Here is a 24012-nt window from a genome sequence, read left to right as displayed (position 1 = left end):
GACTTGAGGACCTCACGGACGAACGTGCGATCGCCAAAACAGCGACCGTGTTCGTCGTGGGGATCTCAGGCCCGAGGCCAAAGACCAGAGCTTTCGTTACCGAAAGGACTTGGTAGCGAAAGGACTCGGGCTTACCAGACCAAGTCTGCCTTTTCCGACGTGGTCAATTTAGCTGTTTGATTGCAGCCTCGTCAACGGGACAGACTGTGACAACCATCCCGCGAGTTGCCTCTGCTCAAGCGGGTGATAAATCGCTCACACAACCTTTACGATTTCGCAATCAAATTGGCCGCAGTCTGCGATCCATATGGTTTATGCGGCGGCTTCGGACCAGCGGACTCGACCCCATCGTTCTGCAAGTTCTGATCCTGTCCAGCCGTGGATATCGTTGAGGAGGCACGTCCATGGCGTTCTCAAATTTGTGGCACGGACGAACCGGGCGGTTCCCCTACGCGGTTGCGCTCGTCGTCTCGTCCGCGGCTATTGCAGTCCTGCCATTCATCGCAGGCAAGATCCTGGCAGCGTCCGTAGCCGGAGGTCCGGACCCGGCGCTGGCGATATTGCGCTCGCTGTTGAACCCGGTGCTCCTCGGGGCAGGCCTTCTCATCACCGGCGCGCCGCTGGTGTTCTTTGCCCGGCGACGCATGCGCGAGCTTGGTTTGTCCGGCGTATGGCTTCTGGTCTTTCCGCTCGGTCCGCTCTGGACGCTGCTCCTGTTCGCTGTCGCGAATAAGTCGCTCATCCTGTGGCCGCTGCCGGCGACGTCGCCCGTCATGACAGTGCCATTCTGGGTCGAATTTGCGTTTGGCGCAGCGCTGGCTGTGCTTCCTCGCGGCGATTACCTCGCGCACAGCTCCAACCGGATTCTGAAGCTTGCGCATCTTGCCACCGCTTGCGAGGGACGTCTCGGCCGCCAAACCTTCGCCCTGAGCCTTGCGATCGCTTTCGGATCGATTATCGTTCTTACTGTTCTCGGTCCATGGAGTATGCGCAGTTTCGCCCGGCCCAGTGGGCAAGCCTTGCCAATTCTCGTGAGTGCGGTCGCATCGGCAAACGAAATCCTCAGCCTCTTCGTCAAGATGTTCCTGACGTCATCGACAATCAGGCGCCTGCACGACCTGAACCTGAGCGGTTGGTGGATTATCCTGTTCCCGTTCGGCCTGGTCTCACTGATGGGGTTCCTTCTTTTCGTCCCTCTGGTTCGGAATCCTCAAGTGCTTGTCGCCACCCTCGCTAACCCGTTCATCGTGTTTACGAGCGTGCAAGGCCTTGGTTGCCTGATCTTGCTTGTCTGGCTTCTCCTGAAGCGTGGCAGCGATCTCGACAATCTCTATGGCCCGCCTGTCGCCCCGCCAGAGCGCGGCTATTTACCGGCCTAGAATTGCGATCGTGCGCCAAGGTGACAGATGCGAAGTCGGGCGGAAGCGTCGTTGGCGATTTCCGGACCATGATCTCAGGCGCATGGTCGATGATTGCGAACGTGGATGGTGGCGTCGTCAGTCGCGCCGCGGCCAAGAACGATCGGCGGTCAGACCGCCAATCCTGTCGTGAACATAGGCCTCTGCTCGCGCCAGCAGATCATCGCGTGAATTGTCAGCCGTATCGAGCACCAGGTGTTCTCGATCCCATGGCTCATAGGCCCTGTTCACGACGTCGGCCCAGGTGGGGAGTTTGAAGCCGCCGATGTCAGGCGAGCGGCTTTCCACGCGTTGCCGGTGCTGTGCCGGATCGCTGCAAACCATTTCGATTTCGACGATACGCGCCGAGGCCTGCAAGGCGGTCTGGCGCCATCCGGCGCGGCTGGCCAGCACCGGATTGACGCAGTCCGTGACGACGATGCGCCCGAGCTTGAGATTTTCGGCAGCCAGCGCGTTGGCTATTGCGTAGCCCTTCGCGCCGACCTCAACGCCCGCTTCCCGCAATGCCTGCTCGATCGAGTCGATACGAAGATATGTCGCTGCGAGCCGAGCGGTCAGTTCGCGAGATATCGTCGTCTTGCCGGTTCCGGGAAGGCCGCCGAACACAATGAGGACCGATGATGGAGTCATGATGCCCATGATGGGGCAGGGCTCCGAAGTCCGCAACGGGGCGGACGCGGTGACGTCCGGTCAGGCCCTTGCGGAGCTGCCGGCAGCCGTCATGCGCGGCTTGGCTTACACCAGGCTGACGGCGCAGGGCGGTCGCCCGCCAGGCGTTTTTTCGCTGGCCGGGACGCCCCGAATGGTGGAAGAGAACGAAGATACGGCGCGAGCCGTGTGAAGCTTTGACAGCCTTGCGGACATGCGATGCGCCTTCTGATCGTCGAGGACAATGCCGAGCTGTCGCGGCTCGTGGCCGGCGGGCTGTCGGCGGCCGGCTATGAGAGCGACATCGTGGGCAGCGCGGCCGAGGCGCGCGAGGCGGTCAGCAGCGTCAGCTATGCCGCGATGATCCTCGATCTCGGCCTGCCCGACGGCGACGGCCTCTCGGTGCTGCGCGAGCTGCGCCGCCAGATGGAACCGCTGCCGGTGCTGGTGCTGACCGCGCGGGGCGGCCTGCAGGACCGCGTCAACGGCCTGCGCAGCGGCGCCGACGACTATCTCGCAAAACCGTTCGCAATGGAGGAACTGGTGGCGCGGCTGGAGGCGATCCTGCGCCGGCCGGGCCAGCTGCTCGGCCGCTCGCTGAGCCTCGCCAACCTCGTCTACGACACCGAGAGCCGCCAGATCTTCGTCGACGACCAGCCGCGGATCATTTCCGCGCGCGAGACGTCGGTGCTGGAGATCCTGCTGCGCCGGCAGGGGCGGGTGGTGCCGAAGAAGAATGTCGAGGATCACATTTTCGGTCTCGAAGGCGAGGTCGCCTCCAACGCCGTCGAGGTCTACGTCTCGCGTCTGCGCAAGCAGCTCACCGAGCACGGTGCCAGGGTCGTGATCCACACCATCCGCGGCGTCGGCTATCTCATGGCCGAGGAGAAATAGCGTGACCCAGATCGGGTCCCATGCCGGATTTCGCGCCGGGATATCGGCGAGATCGCCGACGTTCAAATCGCTGATCTGGCGCATCGTGTTCATGCACATCGTGGCGGTCGCGGTGGTCGCGATCTTCCTGCCGCTGGTGCTGTTCTGGCTGCTCAATTCCGAGATCGACCAGCTGCATCGCGACGCCATGCGCGCCCAGGCCGAGGTGCTGGCCGAGCGCATCGTGCCGCAGGTCGACGGCACCTTGACGTTCAATCTGCCGGACAGCTTGCGCGGCCTCTATTCGGAAGCCTATGGCCGCTACCAGTACGACATTCGCGATGCCGATGGGCGCGTGCTGTTCTCGTCGCGGCGAAAGACCGGCGATACCGCGCCGGCGCGCTTGTCCGAGACGATTTCCGGCGCCGGCGTCAGCCGCGTGATCGAGGGCAGGACGGTGCGCATCCGCGTCGCCGAGGACCTTTCGCATCGCGACGTCATCATCGACGACATCGTCTCGAATTTCTTCCGGCGGGTGGGATGGATCACCATCCCGATCCTGCTGATCCTGCTCGGCATCGACATCGTCATCTTCCGCCGCGCGATCGCGCCGCTGTGGAAGGCCTCGGAGGAAGCCAGCAATATCGGCCCGGCGCGCACCGACATCCGCCTGCCGACCGAGCAGATTCCGCGCGAGATCATGCCGCTCGTCACCGCGGTCAACCAGGCGCTCGACCGCCTCGAGGATGGCTTTCGGGTGCAGCGGCAGTTCACGGCGGACGCCGCGCACCAATTGCGCACGCCGCTCGCCATCCTGCGCACGCGGATCGAGACGCTCGGCGACGGCGCGGCGAGAGAGGCGCTGCATGCCGATATCGAGGGCATGAGCCGCATCGTCGCCCAGCTGCTGGAGATCGCCGAGCTCGACACGCTGGTGCTCGATCCCGGCGAGACCGCCGATCTGCGCGCCGTCTGCACCGAAGTGGTCGGCTCGATCGCGCCGTTCGCGCTCGCCCAGCACAAGGACATCGCGCTGAAGGGCGCTGACGCGCCGGTGCTGATCCACGGCAATTCGGAGATGCTGCAGCGCGCGATCTTCAACCTCGCCGAAAACGCCATCAAGTTCACCGCAAAGGACACCTCGGTCGACGTCGAGGTGAGCGAGGACGGAGTGGTGCGCGTGCGCGATTGCGGCCCGGGCATCACGGAAGCCGAGCGCGACCTGATCTTCCAGCGCTTCTGGCGCCGCGACCGCCAGCGCAGCGACGGCGCGGGCCTCGGGCTCTCGATCGTGCGCGGGGTGGCGGACGATCACGCCGCGACGGTGGCGGTGGAGAACCTCGCGGGCGGCGGCGCAGAGTTTACGTTGCGGTTCAGGCTGGCGGAGGGAGCCGCTGACGCTCGCTCCCTTGGTCAGGGTTGACCGCCAGGCGCGCGCTATTTCAGCTTGCCGGTGGAGAGATCCATGATCATGCGCGTGGCCAGATAAAGCCGCGGCACGATGCTGCCGAGCTGCACATATTCGGCATCGTTGGAGTGTGCGCCGAAGCCCGACAGGCCCATGCCTTCGACCACGGCGCCCTTGGTCTTCAGCGCGGCGAAGGCGGCGTCGGTGCCGCCGCCGGTCGCCTTCTCGTCGACCCGGAGCGACATGCCGATCTCCTGATAAATCGTCTTGCCGTAGGCGGCCACGCGGCGCGAGGCGTCGTTGGTTTCCAGCGGCGGGCGCCGCACCTCGAATTTCAAATCGACCTTGGAGTCGGGCAGCAGGCGATTCTTGATCTTGTCCTGCAACGCCTTCTGCAATTCGTCGAAATCCGACACCTTGAGCGCACGCGCGTCGGCCTGGGCTGTGGCCTCGGCCGGGATGACGTTGCGGTTGGTGCCGGCCTTGGAGACGGTCCAGTTCAGCTTCAGGCCCTGTTCGGGCTTGGACAGGTCCTTCATCTGGAGCAGCTGGTGCGAGAGCTCGTACAGCGCGTTGATGCCGCCCTCGGGCCGCGCGCCCGCATGCGACGACTTGCCCTGTACCGTGAGATAGGCCGAGCCGATGCCGGAGGTGGCAAGCCGCAACGTGCCGTCACTGCCGCCGCCTTCGAACGAGAACACCACGTCCTGATCGCCCGCGAACTTCGTGATGGTGCTGCGCCAGCCGGGCGAGGAGATCTCCTCGTCGCTGTTGGTGAGCACCGTCAGCGTGCCGTAGTCCTTGAAATTCAGCTTCTGCAGCAGCGCCACGGTATGGAGAATGAGCGCGACGCCCTGCTTGTCGTCGGCAATGCCGAGGCCGTAGGCCTTGTCGCCGTCGATCCGGAACGGCTGGTCCTTCAGCATGCCCTTCAGGTACACCGTGTCCATGTGGGCGATCAGCATGATCTTCTTAGCTCCGGTGCCCTTGAACACGGCGTGCACGGCCGGGCCGATCTTCTCGGGCGTGTCGTCGAGGCGATAGACGTCGGTGGTTTGCAGGATTTCCACTGTGCCGCCGAGCTGCTTGAGCTGGCCCGCAACGCGCTCGGCGATCTGGTTCAGACCGTCGATGTCCTTGCTGCCGGATTCGATGCTGACGAGATCGCGCAGCGTATCGAGCAGCGGCTGCTGCTCCTTTTGCGCCAGCGCGTGGACATCGGCCATCGGTTCGGCATGCGCCATCGTTGCGGCACATGCCAGCCAGAGCGAGGCGACGAGCGACGGAGCAAAGTGCAATCGGGGCATACGCGGCGGTCCATCAGTTGGAGGATGGCCCGGTATGCCCATGTTTCCGGCGCTTGTCACGTGGCCGTCGCATGCGTCATGTGGCGCCGAGGCGGAACATGACGGCGAGTGCGATGGCCGCTATTTCGACGGTGGTCCGAGATCCAGCGGCGGCAGGTCGATCTGCGGCACCTCGATCTTGACCTTGTCGAGGTCGACGTTGAGCGGCTTGTCGAGCAGGCCCGTCACCGTGACCGGGAAGATGATGACGAGCAGCACCATGATCATCTGGAGACCGATCCAGGGAATCGCGCCCCAATAGATGTCGGAGCTCTTCACTTCCTTCGGCGCGACGCCGCGCAGATAGAACAGCGCGAAGCCGAACGGCGGATGCAGGAACGAGGTCTGCATGTTCACGCACAGCATCACGCCGAACCAGATCAGCGCCGCGTCCGGTCCGACCACGGGGGCGAGGACCTTCTGCGCGATCGGCGCGATCATCGGCAGGATGATGAAGGCGATCTCGAAGAAGTCGAGGAAGAACGCCAGGAAGAAGATGAAGAGGTTGATGAAGATCAGGAAGCCCCAGACGCCGCCGGGCAGCGAGGTCAGGAGATGCTCGAGCCAGACGCCGCCGGAGACGCCGAGGAACACCACCGAGAAGCAGGTCGATCCGATCAGGATGAAGGTGACCATGCAGGTGAGGCGCATGGTGGATTCGTAGCCCTGCTTGATCAGGTCGCGCAGCTCGGGGATGCGGGCGGCCTGGATGCAGATCCACGCGACGGCGATATAGCACACTGCGAACGAAAGCCTGAACACCAGGTTCTCGGTGAACAGCATCGCGACGATGGTGCCGATGCCGGCCGCGATCACGCCGACGATCAGCACCGTGCGGTCCTTCGAGGTGAAGTCCTTGTGATGGATCGCGGCGAGCACGATGGCGCCGACCGCGCCCATGGCGCCGGCTTCGGTCGGGGTCGCAAGACCCATCATCATGGTGCCGAGCACGACGAAGATCAGCACGGCCGAGGGGATGATGCCCATCAGGCACTTCTTCCACAGCGCCCAGCCGGTCAGCGTGCGCGCTTCCAGCGGCACCGGCGGCACGTGGCCCGGCTTGATCAGGCCGAGGATGAAGGTGTAGCCGGCGAACAGCATGATCTGGAACACCGAGGGGCCCCAGGCGCCGAGATACATGTCGCCGACCGACTTGCCGAGCTGGTCGGCGAGCACGATCAGCACCAGCGAGGGCGGCACCAGCTGCGTGATGGTGCCGGAGGCCGCCAGCACGCCGGTGATGTAGCGCATGTTGTAGCCGTAGCGGATCATCACCGGCATCGAGATCAGCGCCATGGCGATGACCTGCGCCGCCACCGTGCCGGTGATGGCGCCGAGGATGAAGCCGACGATGATCACGGAATAGCCGAGGCCGCCGCGGATCGGGCCGAACAGCTGGCCCATCGAATCCAGCATGTCCTCGGCGAGCCCGCATCTCTCCAATATCGCGCCCATGAAGGTGAAGAACGGGATCGCGAGCAGGAGCTCGTTGGAAAGCACGCTGCCGAACACGCGGCCGGGAATCGCCTGGAGGAAGTTGAGGTCGAAGAATCCGAGATGGATGGCAAGGAAGCCGAAGGAGAGGCCGACCGCCGCGAGCGTGAACGCGACGGGGAAGCCGATCAGCATCGCCAGAACCAGGCCGCCGAACATCAGCGGCGGCATCATTTCCAGCGTAATCATTGGGTCGGCCTCTCGTACTTGGCGTCAATCGTGACATAGCCCTTGAGAGCCGCGATACGCTTGATGACTTCGGAAACACCCTGCAGCGCCAGCAGGACGAAGCCGGCGGGGATCACGAACTTGATCGGCCAGCGGATCAGGCCGCCAGCATTGCCGGACATCTCGCCGACGCTATAGGCCTGCATGAAGAACGGCCACGACAGATAGGCGAGCAGCAGGCAGGAGGGGATCAGGAAGCAGAGCGTGCCGATCATGTCGAGCCAGAGCTGGCCGCGCTCCGAGAGCGTCAAATAGAAGATCTCGACCCGGACATGCTCGTTGCGCTTGAAGGTGTAGGATGCGCCGAACATCACCAGGATCGCGAACATGTACCATTGCAGCTCCAGCCAGCCGTTGGAGGAGTTGCTGAAGGCGTAGCGGATCATGGCATTGGCTGCGCTGACCAGGCAGGCCAGCAGCACGAGCAGGTTACAGATGTACCCGATCTTTTCGTTGAGGAGGTCGATGGCGTTGCTCACCGCCAGCAATGGACGCATCTTACTTCATCTCCGTCGCGGCCTAACACTTCATGAGAGGCATCAGCACGCATCGCTCGGCCCGCGTGCAAAAAGCACGCGACCGCACGGCTCGTAGTCCGGAGCGATTGCGGCGTCAGTCCTCCCCTCGTGCCTTGCCGTCTTGACCGCGACCGCCAAAGGGGCGGGCCGGCTTATTGCTGCCGGGCAAGCAAAGGCGGGTGCACCAAACCAGCGGCTTCACCTGCCGTCAATCGGAAAATGGACAAATTGACGCCGAGTCAAAAGCTTAAGATCGCAAAAGCTTGAGGTCGCGGCGCCCGGCCTGGAAGGCCTTCATCCGGCCGATCAAGAACCTGAGCAGCTGGCTCGCCGCGTTCGGCAGTTCGCGGCCCAATCGGGTGATGATGTGAGCCTCTGCCGATGCCAGCAGCACATTGTCGACGGGAATTGCGACCAGCGATCCGTCCTCGAGGTCGGCCGCCACCGAGAAAGCCGGGAGCAAGGTCACGCCGAGGTCGGAGCGGACGAAATGCCTGAGGATGCTGATCGAGGTCGTGGTCAGCTTGGGCGACAGACCGATCTTCTCGGATGTCTCGGCCATCGTCAGCAACCGGCGCGTGCCGTAACCCGCATGCATGATTCCGAGCGGGTGCCTGGCGATTTCGCGCAGCCTGACCGGGCGGCGGAGCTTCGCAAGCGGATGGTCGGGGCGGGCAATCAGGCAAATCGGCTGCCGGATGGCGGCGCAGGAGCGGATTCGCGGATCCTGCGGCGGATGATAGACGAGCCCGATGTGGCAGCGGTCGTCGGCAATGGCGCGAATGACCTCGCTGGTGCCCGCGAGCTCCAGCGCAATGGTCAGCTGCGGATGCCGGCGCCAGAACTCGTCGAGCGCGCCGCCCATGAGATCGGCGACGAAGCCTTCGCCGAGCACGAGGTCGATGTGACCGCGATGCAGCCCCTGGAGCTCCCGCAAGCGGGCCAGCGTGTCGTCGCGGTCCACCGTATGGCGGCGATAATGCTCAATCAGGAGCGCACCAGCCTCGGTCGGCCGCACCCCGCGGCTGTGCCGGTCGAGCAGGGCGGCGTCGAGCTCGCGCTCCAGAAGAGCGATCTGCCGGGAGACCACAGACGGGTTGACCCCGAGCGCGTCGGCCGCGGCGCGGACGGCGCCGTAGCGCGCGGCCTCGAACAGATAACGAAGCCGGTTCTCGTCGAGTGCATTGATCATGCCCAAGTGTTGCCCATGAGGCAACATTAGGCAACCGCGCTGCTGATGCCCGGGCCCGGCCCGGCTCCGTATGGTTTTCCGGCGATATCAGGACGGAGAACAGGGTTATGGCGGTGGTCGGCGTCGTGGGGCTCGGGAATATGGGGCGCGGCATGGCGCTCTCGCTGATGCGGGCCGGGCATGAGGTGCTTGGGACCGACGCCTCGGAAAAGGCCCGCAGCGCGCTCGCATCGGAGGGCATCGCGGTGTTCGACGGCGTCGCACCGCTCTGCGCCCGCGCCGATCTGCTCATCCTGTCGTTGCCGACCGCGGAGATTGTCGACGCCGTCGTCGCTGGCGGCGGCGGCATCATCGCCCATGCAAGGCCGGGCCTGCGCGTCGTCGACACCTCGACATCCAATCCTGATACGACCCGCCGCCTTGCCGCGGCGCTTGCTGCGCACGGCATGGCGATGATCGACGCGCCGGTCAGCGGCGGTCCGAAGGGCGCCATCACCGCGACCATGACCATGGTGATCGGCGGCGCGGACGCCGATGTGGCCGCGGTCGAACCGGTCCTCAGCGACATGAGCGCGAAGCGCGTCCATGTCGGATCGGTCGGCGCCGGGCATGTCTGCAAGCTCATCAACAATCTGCTATGCGCGGCGCATCTGCTCACCGCCGCCGAGGCAATGCGCATTGCGCGCGCGGCCGAGGTCGATCCGGCCCGGCTGCTCGAAGGCCTCAATGCCGGCTCGGGCCGGTCCGGCGTCACGCAGGTCAATCTACCGAATTGGGTGCTGAACGGCGCTTTCGATTCCGGCTTCACGATGGCCCTGATGCGCAAGGATTTGCGCCTCGCCACGCAGCTCATCGCCGGGCTCGGGCTTGATCTGCCGATCGGCGGCGAAGCCGCGCGGATCTGGTCGGAGAGCGCCGGCGCGATCGGCGACGGCGAAGATTTCAACAGGATCGTCGAGACTCAGCTCGGCAGGATGTGAGCGACACCATGACCCCCTTCATCGAGACACGGCTGCGCGATGCGCTCGCTCCGTTCTGGCCGGATTGCGCGGCGATCGGCTCGCACGTGGCGGGCCGTATTGCGCTGGGCAGCGGCGAGCTCATCACGATCGACGACCCCGCAACCGGCGCGCCGCTCTACGCCTATCCTGATGCCGGCGAGGCCGTCGTTGCCGAGGCGGCTGCGGCGGCCGTCACCGCGCAAGCCGGCTGGTCGCGGCTTACGGGTGCTGCGCGCGGCCGCGTCATGCAGGCGATCGCGCGGGCCATTCAGGGCAAGGCGGAGGAGCTGGCGCGACTCGAGTCGCTCTCGGCCGGCAAGCCGATCCGCGACACCCGCGTCGAGGTCGCCAAGGTCGCCGAGATGTTCGAGTACTACGCGGGTTGGGCCGACAAATTCCACGGCGACGTCATCCCGGTGCCGTCGAGCCATCTCAACTACACGCGGCGCGAAGCTGTCGGCATCGTGCTCCAGATCACGCCCTGGAATGCGCCAATCTTCACCTGCGGCTGGCAGGTCGCGCCCGCTATCGCGATGGGCAACGGCGTCCTGCTGAAGCCGTCGGAGCTGACGCCGCTGACCTCGATGGCGGTGGCGCTGCTCGCAGAACAAGCGGGATTGCCGGTCGGTCTCGTCAACGTGCTCGCAGGCTACGGCCACACCACGGGACAGGCCGCGCTCGGCCAGCCCGCAGTGAAGAAAGTGGTGTTCGTGGGGTCAGTGCCGACGGGCAGGCTGATCGCGGAAGCCGCCGCCAAGCGGCTGTTGCCCTGCGTGCTCGAGCTTGGCGGCAAGTCCGCCAATATCGTGTTCGCCGATGCCGATCTCGCCCGTGCGGCGATCGGCGCCCAGTCGGCGATCTTCGCCGGTGCCGGCCAGAGCTGCGTCGCAGGCTCCCGGCTGCTGGTCGAGCGCTCCGTCTACGACCGTTTCGTCAGGATGGTCGCCGACGGTGCCGCGAAGCTGAAGGTCGGCGCACCCGATGCGGCGGAGACCGAGGTCGGGCCGATCAACAATGCCCGGCAGCATGCCCGCGTGCTCGCCATGGTGAAGCAGGGCCTCGCGGAAGGGGCAACGCTTGCGACCGGCAGCGATAGCAGCACCGGGACGGGCGGTTTCTTCGTCGCGCCGACCGTGCTGCGTGACGTCAGCAACAGCATGGCGGTTGCTCGCGACGAGATCTTTGGGCCTGTCGTCGCTGCGATCCCGTTCGATTCCGAGGAGGAGGCGGTCGCACTCGCCAATGACAGCGATTTCGGTCTCGCCGGCGCGGTCTGGACCCGCGACGTCGCGCGTGCGCACCGGGTCGCGGCGCAAGTGAGGGCCGGGACGTTCTGGATCAATTCCTACAAGACGATCAGCGTCGCCTCGCCCTTCGGCGGCTACGGCATGAGCGGCTACGGCCGTTCGAGCGGAGTCGAAACGCTCTTCGAGTACACCCAGGTCAAAAGCGTCTGGGTCGAGACCGCGGCCGAGCCGGCTGTGGGCTTCGGCTATGCACCGGGGATTCGGGAGTAATGTCTTCGGTTGTCGTCTGAGGACGATCTTTCCGGAAGATCGCTGCCCACTTTGCGCTGGGGCGCTTACTCATAAATCCCGGATTATCCGCTTTCGGGGGCATAGCCGGCGTGACCTTCCCGGCTGGGAAGGCCCGCAAATGACCCAGAACGGACGTCGCTTGTCTAAATTTCCGGGATCGAGCTAGATGACCGTTCCAGGGAGTGCCGCATGGTCTACAAGCTCGATCCGATCAATTTCAACGGCTGGATTTTCCTCTTGGACGATGGGCCAGGCAGGGACAGGGACGCGATCAAATATATATCCGAGAGCTTGCCTATCCCGGAATCGTACTTCCCAAAATCTCTCACCATCGAGAGGGCATCGGCGGCGATGCCCGATTTGTTTCACGTATCGCGAGGCACCCTCGTCGTATCAGAACGGGCAAGGGCGCTACTTGAGCGGATGGCTCCGGGAGAGGTCGAATTTATTCCTGTTCAGATGAACAAATCTCGTCTGGGATTGCTCAATCCTATAATCGATATTTGCTACTCGATTAGAAATCTATTCCGTCCCCCAGACCATGTAATGAACGAGCACTGGCAACGGATCACCATGCGCCTAAATCTGGCGAGCGCATACTATTTCATCAACGTTCTCGGCCGTGCCCAACGCATGTTGTGGCTCCAGACCCCGACGCAGGAGTACGGACCACAAGCGGACGGGACAATAATCGTTGGCGCGGCTCATAACTTCCACGAGTGGAGGCTTTCTCGCCGCGCGACAGGCGAGCCGCTGATTTGGCTGGAAACGCCGTGGCGTGACGGAAACCGGGTGTACAAATACACCGAGGCGTTGGTCGAGGACTCGCTTTGGCGCGAGCTTGACAAGACCTTTCCGGGCCAGTTGCATCCGTTGCAGGCGGACCGCTAGGACTCCTTTTTATACAAGGGACGAGCGATGTCGCCTATGGGCCCGTCCGCGATCTCAGAGAACATCCGCTCTTCGGCCGCTGCCGGAGCATGCCTTAGCCGCCGGTGACGCTCATGTGCCGGGAGACGCTGGGCCGGTTGTGGCGGCGGTCGATGATGAAATCGTGGCCCTTGGGCTTGAGCCCGATGGCGCGGTCGATCGCGTCCGCAAGCAACATGTCGTCATCGGAGGCGCGCAGCGGCTTGCGCAAATCGGACGCGTCCTCGTGGCCGAGGCAGGTGTGCAGCGTGCCGGTGCAGGTGATGCGGACACGGTTGCAGGATTCGCAGAAATTGTGAGTCATCGGCGTGATGAAGCCGAGCTTGCCGCCGGTTTCGGCAACGCTGACATAGCGCGCCGGCCCGCCGGTGTTGTCGGCGAGATCCGTCAGCGTGAATTGCTGGGACAGGCGCGCGCGCACCAGCGAGAGCGGCAGATATTGGTCGATGCGGCCCGAGCCGATCTCGCCCATCGGCATGACCTCGATCAGCGTCAGGCCCATGCCCTTGCCGTGGGCCCAGCGCATCAATTCGGGAAGCTCGTCCTCGTTGAGGTTCTTCAGCGCGACCGCGTTGATCTTCACGGCGAGGCCCGCGGCGCGTGCCGCTTCAATGCCTTCCAGCACCTTGTCGATCTCGCCCCAGCGGGTGATCTCGCGAAACTTCTTGGGATCGAGCGTGTCGAGCGAGACGTTGATGCGGCGGACGCCGCAATCGGCGAGCTCTTGCGCATGCTTTGCCAGCTGGGTGCCATTGGTGGTCAGCGTCAGCTCGTTCAGCGCACCGTTCGTCAGATGTCGCGACAGCGAGCGCACCAGCGACATCACGTTGCGGCGGACCAGCGGTTCGCCGCCGGTGAGCCGCAGCTTCTTCACGCCCTTGGCGATAAAGGCCGTGCAGAGGCGATCCAGCTCCTCGAGCGTCAGGAGGTCCGCCTTGGGCAGGAACGTCATGTCTTCCGACATGCAGTAGAAGCAGCGCAGGTCGCAGCGGTCGGTGACGGACACGCGCAAATACGAGATGGTCCGCCCGAACGGATCGGTCATCGCGCTCGACAGCGCGGCGCGGGGGCTCGCGGTTGCGAGAGAGCTCGCAGAAGATCCGTTCATACCAACAGCCTTGCCAAATGCCTTGTCACTTACGGCGACGGGCGCACCTTTGCTCCAGCGGTGCTCTTAACGCAATCTAAGCATCGGACGCGGTCAGGACAATCGGGTGATGCAGGTAAGTCCGCGCTTGGATCAGCGCTTTCCCGCGCTCGGATCGGGGAACGGCGAGCCCGCAGCCGGTGCAGCATCGGCGGGGGCAGCGGCGGGCGCGGCTGGTTTCGGCTTCTTCGGCCGGTGCGGCTTCCTCACCGGCTTGGGCGGCACCGCCGGCTGGAGTTCCGCAAACACCGGGTTCGGATCGGTGGTGACCGAGGCGGGCGTGGTGAAATCGCCGGGATTCTTGATCACATTCACCGGCACGCTGGTCGCTTGGTACTTTGGCAGCGCAAAAGCGACCGTGAACGGTGCGTCGGGGGCAGGTACCGAGACCGAGCAGGGGGTCTTGCAGCCCGCACCCAGCGAGGTCGTGGCGTCGGCTCCCGGGGGATTGGATTCGAGCCGGACCTGGACGGTCGGCGGCGCTGATTTGAACATGTCCCAGGACATCGAGGAGCAGCCACCCAGGCTCGCTCCCGCTAACGCAATCGCGATGACACGACGCATGACCATCCACTTCTACTGCGACGAACCGCCACATCCCCGGCCCGACCTTAGAAGCGTCGTTTGGGGCAAGCAACCGGCGGGCCACGCATAGTTAATAGATGGTTAACGCAGTGTTCCCGGAAATAACCAAGCTATATCAGCGCGTTGCGAGCGCCTAGGCGGACATCAGGCTGTGGGCGGCGGCCGGCAGGTCGCGCATGTGATGGATCAGCCGGTCCGGCTTCAGCTCGGCGATCGGCACGTCCGTATAGCCGAAGCTGACCCCGATCACGGGCACCCCGGCTCGCCGGGCCACCCCCACATCGGTTCCGGCGTCGCCGACCATGATGCTGGCCTTCACCTCCCCGCCGGCGCGGGCCACCGTCTCGCGAAAGATGGTCGGATCGGGCTTCTGGACGCCAAACGTGTCGGCGCCGCAGATCGCCGCGAACCGCTTGGTGAGGTCGAGCTGGTCCAGCAGCCGCTTGGACAGCCATTCCAGCTTGTTGGTGCAGACCGCCAGCCGGTGGCCCTGGGCGGCAAACAGGTCGAGCGCGTCCAGGAGCCCCTCGAAGGGGCGCGATTCGACGGCGATATGGTCGGCGTAATAGGCGATGAAATCCGCCGTCATCCGGTCCATGTCCGCGGGCGTCACGGATCGGCCCTCGGCCTCCAGGCCCCGCTCGATCAGCTTGCGGGCACCGGCGCCGATCATGTTGCGGGCCGAGGCCATCGGCACCGGCGGCAATCCTTCGCGGTCGAGCACGTGATTCAGCGCGGTGATCAGGTCGGGCGCCGTATCCACAAGCGTGCCGTCGAGATCGAAGACGAGGGTGTAGGGAGAGGCCATGGTCCAGCGCTATCGGTCCGGCTGCGCCGGCGCAAGGGGCGGGGCCATAAGTTCACCTTATAGGCCTGTTCCCGCGCGGAAAACGAGGCTACATAGGCCGCCGCAAGCGGCTATACCGGCGGCACTTTCAATCCAGAGGCGGGCGCAGACGTGAACATGGACCAGTTGAAGCGGCAGGCCGCGGCGCGCGCCCTCGAGGAGGTGCGTGACGGCATGCAGCTCGGGCTCGGCACCGGCTCGACCGCCAAACATTTCGTCGAGCTGCTCGGCGAGCGCGTCGCCGCCGGGCTCAAGGTGATCGGCGTGCCGACTTCGGAGACGACCCGCGCTGACGCAGAGCGCTGCGGCGTGAAGCTGACGACGCTGGATGAGATCGACCATCTCGACATGACCGTCGACGGCGCCGACGAGATCGATCCCGACTTCAACCTGATCAAGGGTGGCGGAGGGGCACTGCTGCGCGAGAAGATCGTGGCCGCCGCGTCAGATCGCATGATCGTGATTGCCGACGACAGCAAATGGGTGCCGACGCTCGGCAAGTTTCCGCTGCCGGTCGAGGTCATCCCGTTCGGGCTTGGCGCGACGCGCCGCGCGATCGAGAAGGCGTTTGCGGCGTGCGGCGTTTCCGGGCCAATGGCGGTCCGCAAGGCCAAAGATGGCCACGTTTTCGTCACCGACGGCGGCCACTGGATCCTCGATGCCCAGCTCGGCCGTATCGTGGACCCGCCCAGCCTCGCCAGGGCGTTGAGTGCGATCCCCGGCGTCGTCGAGCATGGGTTGTTCATCGGCTTGGCCAGCTCGGCCGTTCTGGCGGGTGGCGAGGGAATTCGCGTGATTGAACGGCGAAAGCCGAAAGGAGACTAGGAATGAAGAGCGTTTTGAAATTCTGGCCGGTCGCGACCCTCGCTGTGGGACTGGCCCTCTCGGCCGCCCCGGCTGTCGCCCAACAGCCGGCTCCGCCGAAATCCTCGCCGGCGGCCATCGCGGCGGCCAAGGAGATTCTCACGATCAAGAACGCGGGTGCGATGTACGCCGGCGCCGTGCCGGGCCTGGTCGAGAAGACCAAGATTGCGCTGATCCAGCAGAACCTGAACTACCAGAAGGATCTCACCGAGGTCGCCCAGGTGGTCGCTCAGCAGCTCAACGGGCGCCAGAACGAGATCGGCGAAGGCATGGCGCAGGTCTATGCCAGCGAGTTCACCGAGCAGGAGCTGAAGGATCTCGTCACCTTCTACAAGTCGCCGCTGGGCAAGAAGCTGATCGAGGCCGAGCCGCGCGCCATCGGGCTGAGCATGGCCTTCATGAACTCCTGGGCCCAGAATTTCTCCGAGACCGTAATGGGGGCCTTCCGCGCCGAGATGCGCAAGCGTGGCAAGGAAATCTGACGATACCTATCTGACGGAGGATACCTGATCGGGAATCCCTGAAAGAGGTCGGAGTGGACAATGGCTGAATTCGACGTCGACCTCTTCGTCATTGGTGGCGGTTCGGGCGGCGTGCGTGCCGCCCGCATCGCGGCCGGCCACGGTGCGCACGTCATGATCGCGGAAGAGTACCGCATGGGCGGCACCTGCGTGATCCGCGGTTGCGTACCGAAGAAGCTGTTCGTGATCGGCTCGCATGTCCGGCACGAGCTGGAGGATGCCGCCGGTTTTGGCTGGACCGTTCCGCCGGCGACCTTCGACTGGCCGACGCTGATCGCCAACAAGGACAAGGAGATCGCGCGGCTGGAGGCGGCCTACACGACGAATGTCGAGAAGTCGGGCGCGCAGATCGTCAAGAGCCGCGCGGTGATCGAGGACAAGCACACCGTCCGTCTGCTCGTCGACGACAAGAAGATCACGGCGAAATACATTTTGATCGCGACCGGCGGCGCGCCCAACCATGGCGCGGCGATCCCCGGCATCGAGCACGTGATCTCCTCCAACGAGGCGTTTCATCTCAAGAAGCTGCCGAAGCGGATCGTGATCCAGGGCGGCGGTTACATCGCGCTGGAATTCGCAGGCATCTTCGCCGGCTTCGGCTCCGACGTCACCGTGATCTATCGCGGCGACAACATTCTTCGCGGTTTTGACGAGGACGTTCGCGCCCATGTCCGCAGCGAGATGGAGAAGCAGGGCATCACCATCCTCACCGGCTGCACGGTGGCGAAGGTCGATCGCCACGGCGAGGAATTCACTACGCATCTGTCGAACGGATCGAGCATCGCGTCAGACCAGGTGATGTTCGCGATCGGCCGCCATCCGGCGGTCGCCAATCTCGGCCTCGAGAATGCCGGCGTTGCGATCAATCCTGGGAATGGCGGCATCGCGGTCGACCATTTCTCCAGGAGCTCGGTCGACAGCATCTATGCGATTGGCGACGTCACCCACCGGCACAATCTGACGCCGGTTGCGATCCGCGAGGGCCATGCGTTCGCGGACACCGTGTTCGGCAAGCGCGAGGTGCAGGTCGATCATTCCTATATCCCGACTGCGGTGTTCTCGCAGCCGGAGGTCGGCACGGTCGGTCTGACGGAAGCCGAGGCGCGCGCGCAATTCAGCCATGTCGACATCTACAAGACGACGTTCCGCCCGATCAAGGCGACGATGTCCGGCCGCGATACACGCGTGCTGATGAAGCTCATCGTCGATGGCTCGACCGATCGCGTGCTCGGCTGCCACATCGTCGGCGATTGCGCCGCCGAGGTTACCCAGGTGGTCGCAATCGCTGTGAAGATGAAGGCGACCAAGGCCGATTTCGATGCGACGATCGCGCTGCATCCGACTGCGGCCGAAGAGCTCGTCACCATGCGCACGCCGACCGCGCGCCATGTGCGGCAGGCGGCGGAATAGGGACGCGCCGGCGTCGTAATGTTTGGCGAGCTGGCCGCCCATGGGTTACCTCTCCCTACGGGAGAGGTGAGCCACTGGCAGCTATCAATTCAGCCAAAACACATTCCGCTTTAGCCGTACAGATACCCGACCGGCTTGCCTTCGGTGCGCAGGGGGCGGACGTCCTTGTGGGTGATGATCTGGCCGGCGAGGCCGTCGATCTCGTCGCGCTGCGTCGGCGTCCAGCTGCGCAGTTCGTTCATGCCCTTGAGCAGGCCGAGGCGGAGGACCTGGGTGTTCTCGCCGATACCGACGAGGCTGATCGAGCTCTTGCCGGCCGTCACCACGTCGCCGGCGGAGAGTTCAAAGCTCTCGCCGGACTTCTTCTTGAACTCGGCCGTGCCGCGAACGACGCGATAGATCACGACCTCGCCCTTGGCGAAACAAGTCGCGTCCGCGGCGGCAGACGTGCTCTTCGGTAGGAGTGCATGGCCACGCGGGTCGGTCGCAATGATGTGGCCGGTGACGAGATGCCCGCTCGGAATTTCGATGCCGATATCGCGCACGTAAACGGGCGAGGCCGATTTGACGGGGCTGTCGACCAGCGGCTTGAACAGGGCGTCCAGTGCCAGCGGATCCTGAAGCCAGAAGCCAGCATCGGCCGGACGGTCATGCAGCGCATGGCTCCAGGCCACGCGCGGCGTTTCGTCCTCATTGATCTGCTCCGGGCCAACGATGGTCGGGTTCGGAAAGGTGGTGGGATCGGTGATGAAGGCCTCGAGGAATTTGCCGGAATAGCCCATCGAGATCGGATCGGGCACCACCGTCTGCGGCGTTTTCAGGTTTTCTTCAGTCGACAGTCCCGACCAGGTGTAGAACAGCTGGCGATGCACGATCGCGCTTTGCAGCATCACCGCGCCGGGGCCGACATTGTACCAGCGCCCGTCATAGTCGAAGGTGAACGCGCCCGAGGTGACCAGCACGAGCTGGAAGCCGCCCGGCGGCAGATGCAGATGGAAATCGGTCGGGCCGGTGTCGGGGCGATAGATCGGCAGATTGGTCGCGACTTCGTGCAGCAGGAAGGTTTCGTTGTTGGCGTGAAAGCCCTCGTTGGCGCGGTTGTACAGCGCCTGCGGCCGGTAGGTCGCCTCGAACTTCGCGTTCTTGTCGCGATCGATCGCGACAAAGTCCTGGTCGTTCAGGCGAAGGGGTGAACCATCCGGGCGGGTCAGGCCCGTGAATTTGAGATCGCCGGCAGCATGCACGTTCATGGCATTCTCCGATTTGAGGCCATCATCCCAGAGCTGGGCGCACGCAACTTGCCGCTCCTTTTTGTGGAGGGCAGGGACTTCAGGCCTGATGCTGTCTTGCGAATTTTGGGCCAGTCGGCGCGCGGTGCGGCGCGTGGGCCCCCGCGCCTCACGCAGCGAGAGAAAAATCGAGGTTGCGCCAGAGGTTAGATGGTCCGTTTCACCAACCTGGCTGGCCCTGTTCGCAAGTCCGCAAGTCGGGCGGAGGGACGTATCTTGTCTAATTTGTCGGCATGTCCTGCAAAGGGCATGCAATCGTGGCGGTCGCGGGGACGGGCAAGGGCCGCGGGCCCGCGCGCCCAAGGCTGCTCATTCGAACGACCGACGGGCGATCCGCTCGGGCTTGCCGGACGGGCTGTCGGCCCACTTCGCCATGTCCGCCGCACGTGCGTCGATGCCTTCGCACCAGAGGCAGTTCGGCTCCGCACGGCCCTTGGCCGTCAGCATCGGGACAAGCGCATGGCCGCAACCGGTGCAGGACGTGATAAGATGCATGCGTTTCTCCACGGTCATCGAATTCGAGGGCGGCACCATCGCTGGCGAAGCTTGCGCGGGCGCTATGACGGCGCCTGGGCGCTGCGTCCGACGGGAGCGCTCGTCCCTGATATCGTCGATGTAGCAATCCATCGTGACACGGCTGCGATGTCGTCACCGTTTTCGCGGTAGGCGCGGAGCTGGAATTCGGCCGAGCTGCCGCGTTCCACGATGGTGCGGCAATGCTCGATCTCGGCGGCGCAGTTCAGCGCGGCCGCGTCCTCGGCGGTGTCGTTGATCACGCGGGAGAGCAGCTCGGAGATCGTGACCGGCCCATCCTTGGAGGCGAAGATGCAATCGGTGCCGTAGCGCTGGGCGCGCCATTTGTTCTCGACCGCGATCGCGCGTTCGACAACGGTGACCTCCCTGGATAGATGCGGCCGCAAATAGAGGTGACGTGTCAGGCAGCGGTAGAGCGAGGCGATCGCGACGGCGTCATCGACCAGGGTGCAGGTGTCGGGCGCGCGAAGCTCCAGTGTTGGATGCTTCATGGAAGGACGCATCGCCCACCAGATGTGGCTCTCGTCGGGGATCACGCCGGAGCGCTGCAACGCGCCGACATAGTCGTCGTAATCGTGCCTGTTCTCGAACAGTTCCGGCAGGCCGGTGCGCGGCAGCTCGGAATAGGCGGCGAGACGATAGCCTTTCAGGCCGGTCTTGTGGCCGTTCCAGAACGGAGAGGACGCCGCCAGTGCGATGAACAGCGGCAGATGCGGCAGCATCGCCCGCATCACCGCCATCCGCTTCTCGGGATCGGGCAGCTGCACGTGCACGTGCATGCCGCACATCATGTTGCGGTGGCCGATGCTGCGCAGATCCTCGATCATCTCCTCGTAGCGCGGCTTCGGGCTCGGCTGCGACATGCGCCACACCGCGGTCGGATGCGTGCCGCAGGCCATGATGACGAAGCCATATTGCGCGGCGACGTTGGCGACCTCACGGCGAAGGAATCGCAGCTCCTCGCGCGCGTCATTGACGTCGACATGAACGTTAGTGGCGACCTCGAGCTGGGATTGCAGCATCTCGCGCATGGCCTGGCCGCCGGTAGACCAGTTCGCGGATTCGAACAGTGCGTTGGGCGTTTCGATCGCGACCTCCAGGCTGCGCCGATCGGCGAGGAAATATTCCTCCTCGATGCCGAACGAATAGTCCGCCGCCTTGCCGCCGCCGCCGGCGGAGCGAATGACGAGGTGCTGCTTGTCATCGGAGGAATCGAGGCGCAGCAGTTTCAAAACGTCTGAAGCAAATGTCATGAGCCACCCGGCAGTGGTTACCTGCGGGCAATAATCCGTCGGACAGGAACCGGTTCCGCCTCGGCCCCACTGGAAATTGCAACCTCGAACGGAACAATTTTCACGCTTTTGGACGCGCGCGCGATCAGGGCGTGATTCGCCGGCACTTCCGTCCAGTCCGATTCCTTGTCGAACGGTTCGGAGACGACAATGACCTGGCCGCCGGCCTCGCGGAAGTAGAGCGTGTTGGCGGCGTCGTTGACCGAGACGCGAAAGGCGTAGAGATCCCGGCCGTTGGCGATGGCGCTGGTGAAGCGCAGTTTTTCGCGAAGCTCGCCTTCGTTGACGAGGCCGACGAGCGATTGCAGCACGCGTTGCGTTGCGCCGAGTGGGTCATTGTCTAGCCCAGCACCCATCATGGCGAGGAACACGGCTTCGGAATCGGTCGTGCCCAGCCGCGAGGGATAATAGGCGTCGGGGATCAGCGCCTCGACCTTGCGCCGCAGCCGATTCCAGCTGCCGACAAAACCGTTGTGCATGAACATCCACTGGCCGCAGGCGAAGGGATGGCAATTCTGCCGCGTCACGGCGGTGCCGGTCGCGGCGCGCACGTGGGCGAAGAAGAGATGCGAGCGCAAATGGCGGCAGAGGTAGCGCAGGTTCTCGTCCGACCAGGCCGGGCGCGTCTCGCGATAAAGGCCGGGCTCCGGATGCTCGCCATACCAGCCGAGACCAAAACCGTCGCCGTTCGAGCCCGCGGTGGATTGCAGCGAGCGGATGCTCTGCGCGATCAGCGAATGCTCGGGCTCGGTGACGTAAGGTTCGAACGAGGTGGTCTCGCCCCGGTATGCGATCCATCGGCACATGAGAGTTCCAGTCGGGGATATGTCCTGAAGTTCGCCAACGATCTTCAATGCGTCGCGGTTCCAGGCGCAGGCCCTGTACGAGCAAGGTTGCCTTACGCCCGACTGTGTGTAGAACAGCTCCGGGTGCTCGCTGCATTTGCGCAGTGACAGGTCAAGCGATGGTCGGGCCGCCACGCGGAAAGCGTGCGCCCATGAACGACCAGCTGCCCGGCAGGGACCTGTCGAAATCCCCGTTTTTCGTCGAACGAGCGCTCTCGACGCTCCAGCATTTCCTGCATGTCGAGGCCGTCAGCGGCGTGGTGCTGCTCGCGGCGGCGGCTGCCGCATTGCTGTGGGCCAACTCGCCCCTTGCCCATTCGTATCACGATGTCTGGAACCTGAAGGTTCCGCTGGGCGTCGGCGAGTTCGTCTTTGCTCGGTCGCTGCACTTCTGGATCAACGATGCGCTGATGACTGTGTTCTTCCTCGTCGTCGGCATGGAGATCCGCCGCGAAATCCATGAGGGTGCGCTCAGCAGGCTGGATCAGGCGATACTACCGGTGCTGGCGGCTTTGGGGGGCGTCGTCGCGCCCGCGCTGATCTATCTGGGCTTCAACGCCGCTGCTGGGCGCGACCAGGGCTGGGCGATACCGACAGCAACGGATATCGCGTTCGCCGTCGGCGTGCTGGCGCTGCTCGGTAAATCGATTCCCGGCAACGTTCGGGTCTTTCTGCTGGCGCTCGCGATCATCGACGACATCATCGCGGTTCTGATCATCGCGCTGTTCTACACCAGCGGGCTCGATCCCAGCGGCTTCGCCGTCGCAGCGTTCGGCGTTCTCGTCGCGCTCGGCTTTCAGCGCCTCGGATTTGGCTCCGCCTACGCCTATGTCGCGCCGGCGTTCATCGTCTGGGCGGGCTTCCTCATGGCGGGCGTCCATCCGACGCTCGCGGGCGTCGTGCTTGGCCTGATCACGCCGGTGCGGTCGTCCGATCCGGAGATCGCGCCGCCCGTCATCCGCGTGGAGGCGGCGCTGCATCCCTGGGTCGCTTACGCCATCATGCCGCTCTTTGCGCTGGCGAATGCAGGTGTCAGCTTCAAAGGCATGGAGCTATCTGGCGGTACTCAGCTGGTGACGCTTGGCGTTGCGCTAGCGCTTTGTGCAGGGAAGCCGATCGGCGTGATCGGTGCGACGTGGCTTGCGGTGCGCACCGGCTGGTGTCGCCTGGCGCCTGATGTCTCATGGGGCGGCGTCTGGCTGATCGGGTTGCTGGCCGGCATCGGCTTCACCATGTCGATCTTCATCGCCATGCTTGCGTTCGCCGACGGCGAGCTGCTGGATGCGGCCAAGCTCGGCGTGCTGTTCGGCTCGCTGATCTCCGTGACGCTCGGCCTCGGCTTTGGGGCGGAGTATACCCAGCGTCGGCGTAAGGAGACCGAAAACTAGACCGGAATCGGAATCAGGACCGCGGCCTCGCGATCGCCAGCGTTGTCGCTCGCCGCAAGCCCAGCCGCGACGCCGACACGGTCGGCCTCGGGCCGGTTCTGGCTCATCTTGCGCTTGCCCTCGAACCGCACGACGGGAATGCGCACGCCGACGATCCCGCGCAACTGCGCGGCGATGAAATCGGCGGGGGCGTCATCGACGGCCCAGGGTTTTGTGCGCACGCCTTCGTGCCTGTTGGTGAGCCGTGTGACCGCGTCGAGCAGCCGCTCCGGTTCCTGGAAGAATTCGACAGGACCATAGGCGTGCACGGCGACGTAGTTCCAGGTCGGCACGACCTTGCCGGTCTCCTGCTTGGTCGCGTACCAGGACGGCGTCACATAGGCGTCGGGGCCATTGAAGATGGCGAGCGCGTCGCCGATCGGCGGCAGCTTCCATTGCGGGTTGGCCTTGGCGACATGCCCGTACAGCACACCGTGCTCGCCTTCGCTCTCGTCGAGGAAGAGCGGCAGGGGCGTCGCGACCGGCCCGTCGGTGGTGGCCGTTACCAGGCTGGCGAGGCGGGCGCCGCGAATGGTCGCCCGGATGCTCTCGATGTCGTCGTCCCTGAAGGCGGGGGGAATGTACATGGCGTGTCTCCGTGTCTGGTCCGGAGATAGCCGGAATCTGGTCTATCAGAAACTGCCAGTTTTTGACAAT

22 protein-coding genes and 1 pseudogene are annotated in these 24012 nt (G+C 64.5%); 10 read left to right on the top strand and 13 right to left on the bottom strand.

Going from position 1 to position 24012, the window contains the following annotated elements:
• Positions 1 to 404 precede the first annotated feature (404 nt).
• Positions 405 to 1379, top strand: a complete 975-nt coding sequence (locus AC1RR3_RS20065; protein WP_492824835.1) for a DUF805 domain-containing protein — start codon at positions 405 to 407, stop codon at positions 1377 to 1379.
• Between the two features lie 117 nt (positions 1380 to 1496).
• On the opposite strand, the gene AC1RR3_RS20060 is transcribed toward AC1RR3_RS20065, so the two are convergent.
• Positions 1497 to 2057, bottom strand: a complete 561-nt coding sequence (locus AC1RR3_RS20060) for a P-loop nucleotide/nucleoside kinase family protein (protein WP_492824834.1) — start codon at positions 2055 to 2057, stop codon at positions 1497 to 1499.
• A 228-nt stretch (positions 2058 to 2285) separates the two neighbouring features.
• On the opposite strand from AC1RR3_RS20060, the gene AC1RR3_RS20055 reads away from it, so the two are divergent.
• Together AC1RR3_RS20055 and AC1RR3_RS20050 are read left to right on the top strand one after the other, a co-directional pair.
• Complete coding sequence (locus AC1RR3_RS20055) at positions 2286 to 2960, top strand: response regulator transcription factor (RefSeq protein ID WP_492824833.1); 675 nt, start codon at positions 2286 to 2288, stop codon at positions 2958 to 2960.
• Between the two features lies 1 nt (position 2961).
• Positions 2962 to 4362: a sensor histidine kinase gene (locus AC1RR3_RS20050; RefSeq protein ID WP_492824832.1), complete on the top strand. Its 1401-nt coding sequence runs from the start codon at positions 2962 to 2964 to the stop codon at positions 4360 to 4362.
• Positions 4363 to 4376: 14 nt separating this feature from the next.
• Here AC1RR3_RS20050 and AC1RR3_RS20045 read toward each other — a convergent pair whose 3' ends face one another.
• From AC1RR3_RS20045 to AC1RR3_RS20030, 4 genes are all read right to left on the bottom strand, one after another.
• A complete protein-coding gene (locus AC1RR3_RS20045) occupies positions 4377 to 5654 on the bottom strand; it encodes a M20/M25/M40 family metallo-hydrolase (protein WP_492824831.1) in 1278 nt (425 codons plus the stop codon).
• A gap of 120 nt (positions 5655 to 5774) precedes the next feature.
• Complete coding sequence (locus AC1RR3_RS20040) at positions 5775 to 7376, bottom strand: TRAP transporter large permease (protein ID WP_492824830.1); 1602 nt, start codon at positions 7374 to 7376, stop codon at positions 5775 to 5777.
• Positions 7373 to 7912, bottom strand: a complete 540-nt coding sequence (locus AC1RR3_RS20035; RefSeq protein WP_492824829.1) for a TRAP transporter small permease subunit — start codon at positions 7910 to 7912, stop codon at positions 7373 to 7375. Before AC1RR3_RS20035 ends, AC1RR3_RS20040 begins: the two co-directional genes overlap by 4 nt.
• A 268-nt stretch (positions 7913 to 8180) precedes the next feature.
• On the bottom strand, positions 8181 to 9125 hold the full coding sequence (locus tag AC1RR3_RS20030) for a LysR family transcriptional regulator (protein ID WP_492824828.1): 945 nt from the start codon (positions 9123 to 9125) through the stop codon (positions 8181 to 8183).
• Between the two features lie 68 nt (positions 9126 to 9193).
• Here AC1RR3_RS20030 and AC1RR3_RS20025 point away from each other — a divergent pair.
• The 3 genes and pseudogenes from AC1RR3_RS20025 to AC1RR3_RS20015 all read left to right on the top strand — a co-directional run.
• Positions 9194 to 10105, top strand: a pseudogene (locus AC1RR3_RS20025) (NAD(P)-dependent oxidoreductase); the annotation flags it as partial.
• Positions 10106 to 10113: 8 nt separating this feature from the next.
• A complete protein-coding gene (locus AC1RR3_RS20020; protein WP_492824827.1) occupies positions 10114 to 11643 on the top strand; it encodes an aldehyde dehydrogenase family protein in 1530 nt (509 codons plus the stop codon).
• 210 nt (positions 11644 to 11853) lie between these two features.
• Positions 11854 to 12555, top strand: coding sequence for an imm11 family protein (locus AC1RR3_RS20015; RefSeq protein ID WP_492824826.1), 702 nt, complete (start codon positions 11854 to 11856; stop codon positions 12553 to 12555).
• 94 nt (positions 12556 to 12649) lie between these two features.
• Here AC1RR3_RS20015 and moaA read toward each other — a convergent pair whose 3' ends face one another.
• The 3 genes from moaA to AC1RR3_RS20000 form a co-directional block, all read right to left on the bottom strand.
• Positions 12650 to 13702, bottom strand: a complete 1053-nt coding sequence (gene moaA, locus AC1RR3_RS20010) for a GTP 3',8-cyclase MoaA (RefSeq protein WP_492824825.1) — start codon at positions 13700 to 13702, stop codon at positions 12650 to 12652.
• Positions 13703 to 13834: 132 nt separating this feature from the next.
• Entirely contained in the window at positions 13835 to 14305 is a 471-nt protein-coding gene (locus AC1RR3_RS20005) for a hypothetical protein (protein WP_492824824.1), read from the bottom strand.
• A 154-nt stretch (positions 14306 to 14459) separates the two neighbouring features.
• Entirely contained in the window at positions 14460 to 15134 is a 675-nt protein-coding gene (locus AC1RR3_RS20000) for an HAD-IA family hydrolase (RefSeq protein ID WP_492824823.1), read from the bottom strand.
• Positions 15135 to 15284: 150 nt separating this feature from the next.
• Here AC1RR3_RS20000 and rpiA point away from each other — a divergent pair, with 150 nt between their 5' ends.
• Genes rpiA through gor form a run of 3 tightly spaced genes read left to right on the top strand, consistent with a single transcriptional unit; the run spans position 15285 to position 17968 of the window.
• Positions 15285 to 15998, top strand: a complete 714-nt coding sequence (gene rpiA, locus AC1RR3_RS19995) for a ribose-5-phosphate isomerase RpiA (protein ID WP_492824822.1) — start codon at positions 15285 to 15287, stop codon at positions 15996 to 15998.
• 2 nt (positions 15999 to 16000) lie between these two features.
• Positions 16001 to 16519 carry a DUF2059 domain-containing protein gene (locus AC1RR3_RS19990; RefSeq protein ID WP_492824821.1) on the top strand — a complete coding sequence of 173 codons (519 nt, stop codon included), beginning with the start codon at positions 16001 to 16003 and terminating at the stop codon, positions 16517 to 16519.
• 60 nt (positions 16520 to 16579) lie between these two features.
• Positions 16580 to 17968, top strand: coding sequence for a glutathione-disulfide reductase (gene gor / locus AC1RR3_RS19985; RefSeq protein ID WP_492824820.1), 1389 nt, complete (start codon positions 16580 to 16582; stop codon positions 17966 to 17968).
• A 110-nt stretch (positions 17969 to 18078) separates the two neighbouring features.
• Here gor and AC1RR3_RS19980 read toward each other — a convergent pair whose 3' ends face one another.
• From AC1RR3_RS19980 to AC1RR3_RS19965, 4 genes are all read right to left on the bottom strand, one after another.
• Positions 18079 to 19218 carry a hypothetical protein gene (locus AC1RR3_RS19980; RefSeq protein ID WP_492824819.1) on the bottom strand — a complete coding sequence of 380 codons (1140 nt, stop codon included), beginning with the start codon at positions 19216 to 19218 and terminating at the stop codon, positions 18079 to 18081.
• Between the two features lie 348 nt (positions 19219 to 19566).
• Positions 19567 to 19752, bottom strand: a complete 186-nt coding sequence (locus AC1RR3_RS19975; RefSeq protein ID WP_492824818.1) for a hypothetical protein — start codon at positions 19750 to 19752, stop codon at positions 19567 to 19569.
• A gap of 62 nt (positions 19753 to 19814) precedes the next feature.
• Entirely contained in the window at positions 19815 to 21044 is a 1230-nt protein-coding gene (locus tag AC1RR3_RS19970; RefSeq protein ID WP_492824817.1) for a carboxylate-amine ligase, read from the bottom strand.
• 17 nt (positions 21045 to 21061) lie between these two features.
• Entirely contained in the window at positions 21062 to 21889 is an 828-nt protein-coding gene (locus AC1RR3_RS19965) for a class II glutamine amidotransferase (RefSeq protein ID WP_492824816.1), read from the bottom strand.
• Between the two features lie 191 nt (positions 21890 to 22080).
• Between AC1RR3_RS19965 and nhaA the strand changes: the two genes are divergently transcribed.
• On the top strand, positions 22081 to 23316 hold the full coding sequence (nhaA, locus tag AC1RR3_RS19960) for a Na+/H+ antiporter NhaA (protein ID WP_492824815.1): 1236 nt from the start codon (positions 22081 to 22083) through the stop codon (positions 23314 to 23316).
• Here the strand turns inward: nhaA and AC1RR3_RS19955 are convergent.
• A complete protein-coding gene (locus AC1RR3_RS19955) occupies positions 23313 to 23942 on the bottom strand; it encodes an FMN-binding negative transcriptional regulator (protein WP_492824814.1) in 630 nt (209 codons plus the stop codon). The two genes, nhaA and AC1RR3_RS19955, sit on opposite strands and share 4 nt — an antisense overlap.
• Between the last annotated feature and the right edge of the window lie 70 nt (positions 23943 to 24012).

The organism is Bradyrhizobium sp. GW821-FHT13H05, assembly GCF_058804065.1.
The sequence above is the reverse complement of the archived record's forward strand: the minus strand, read 5'-3'. Positions and strand labels throughout refer to the sequence as shown.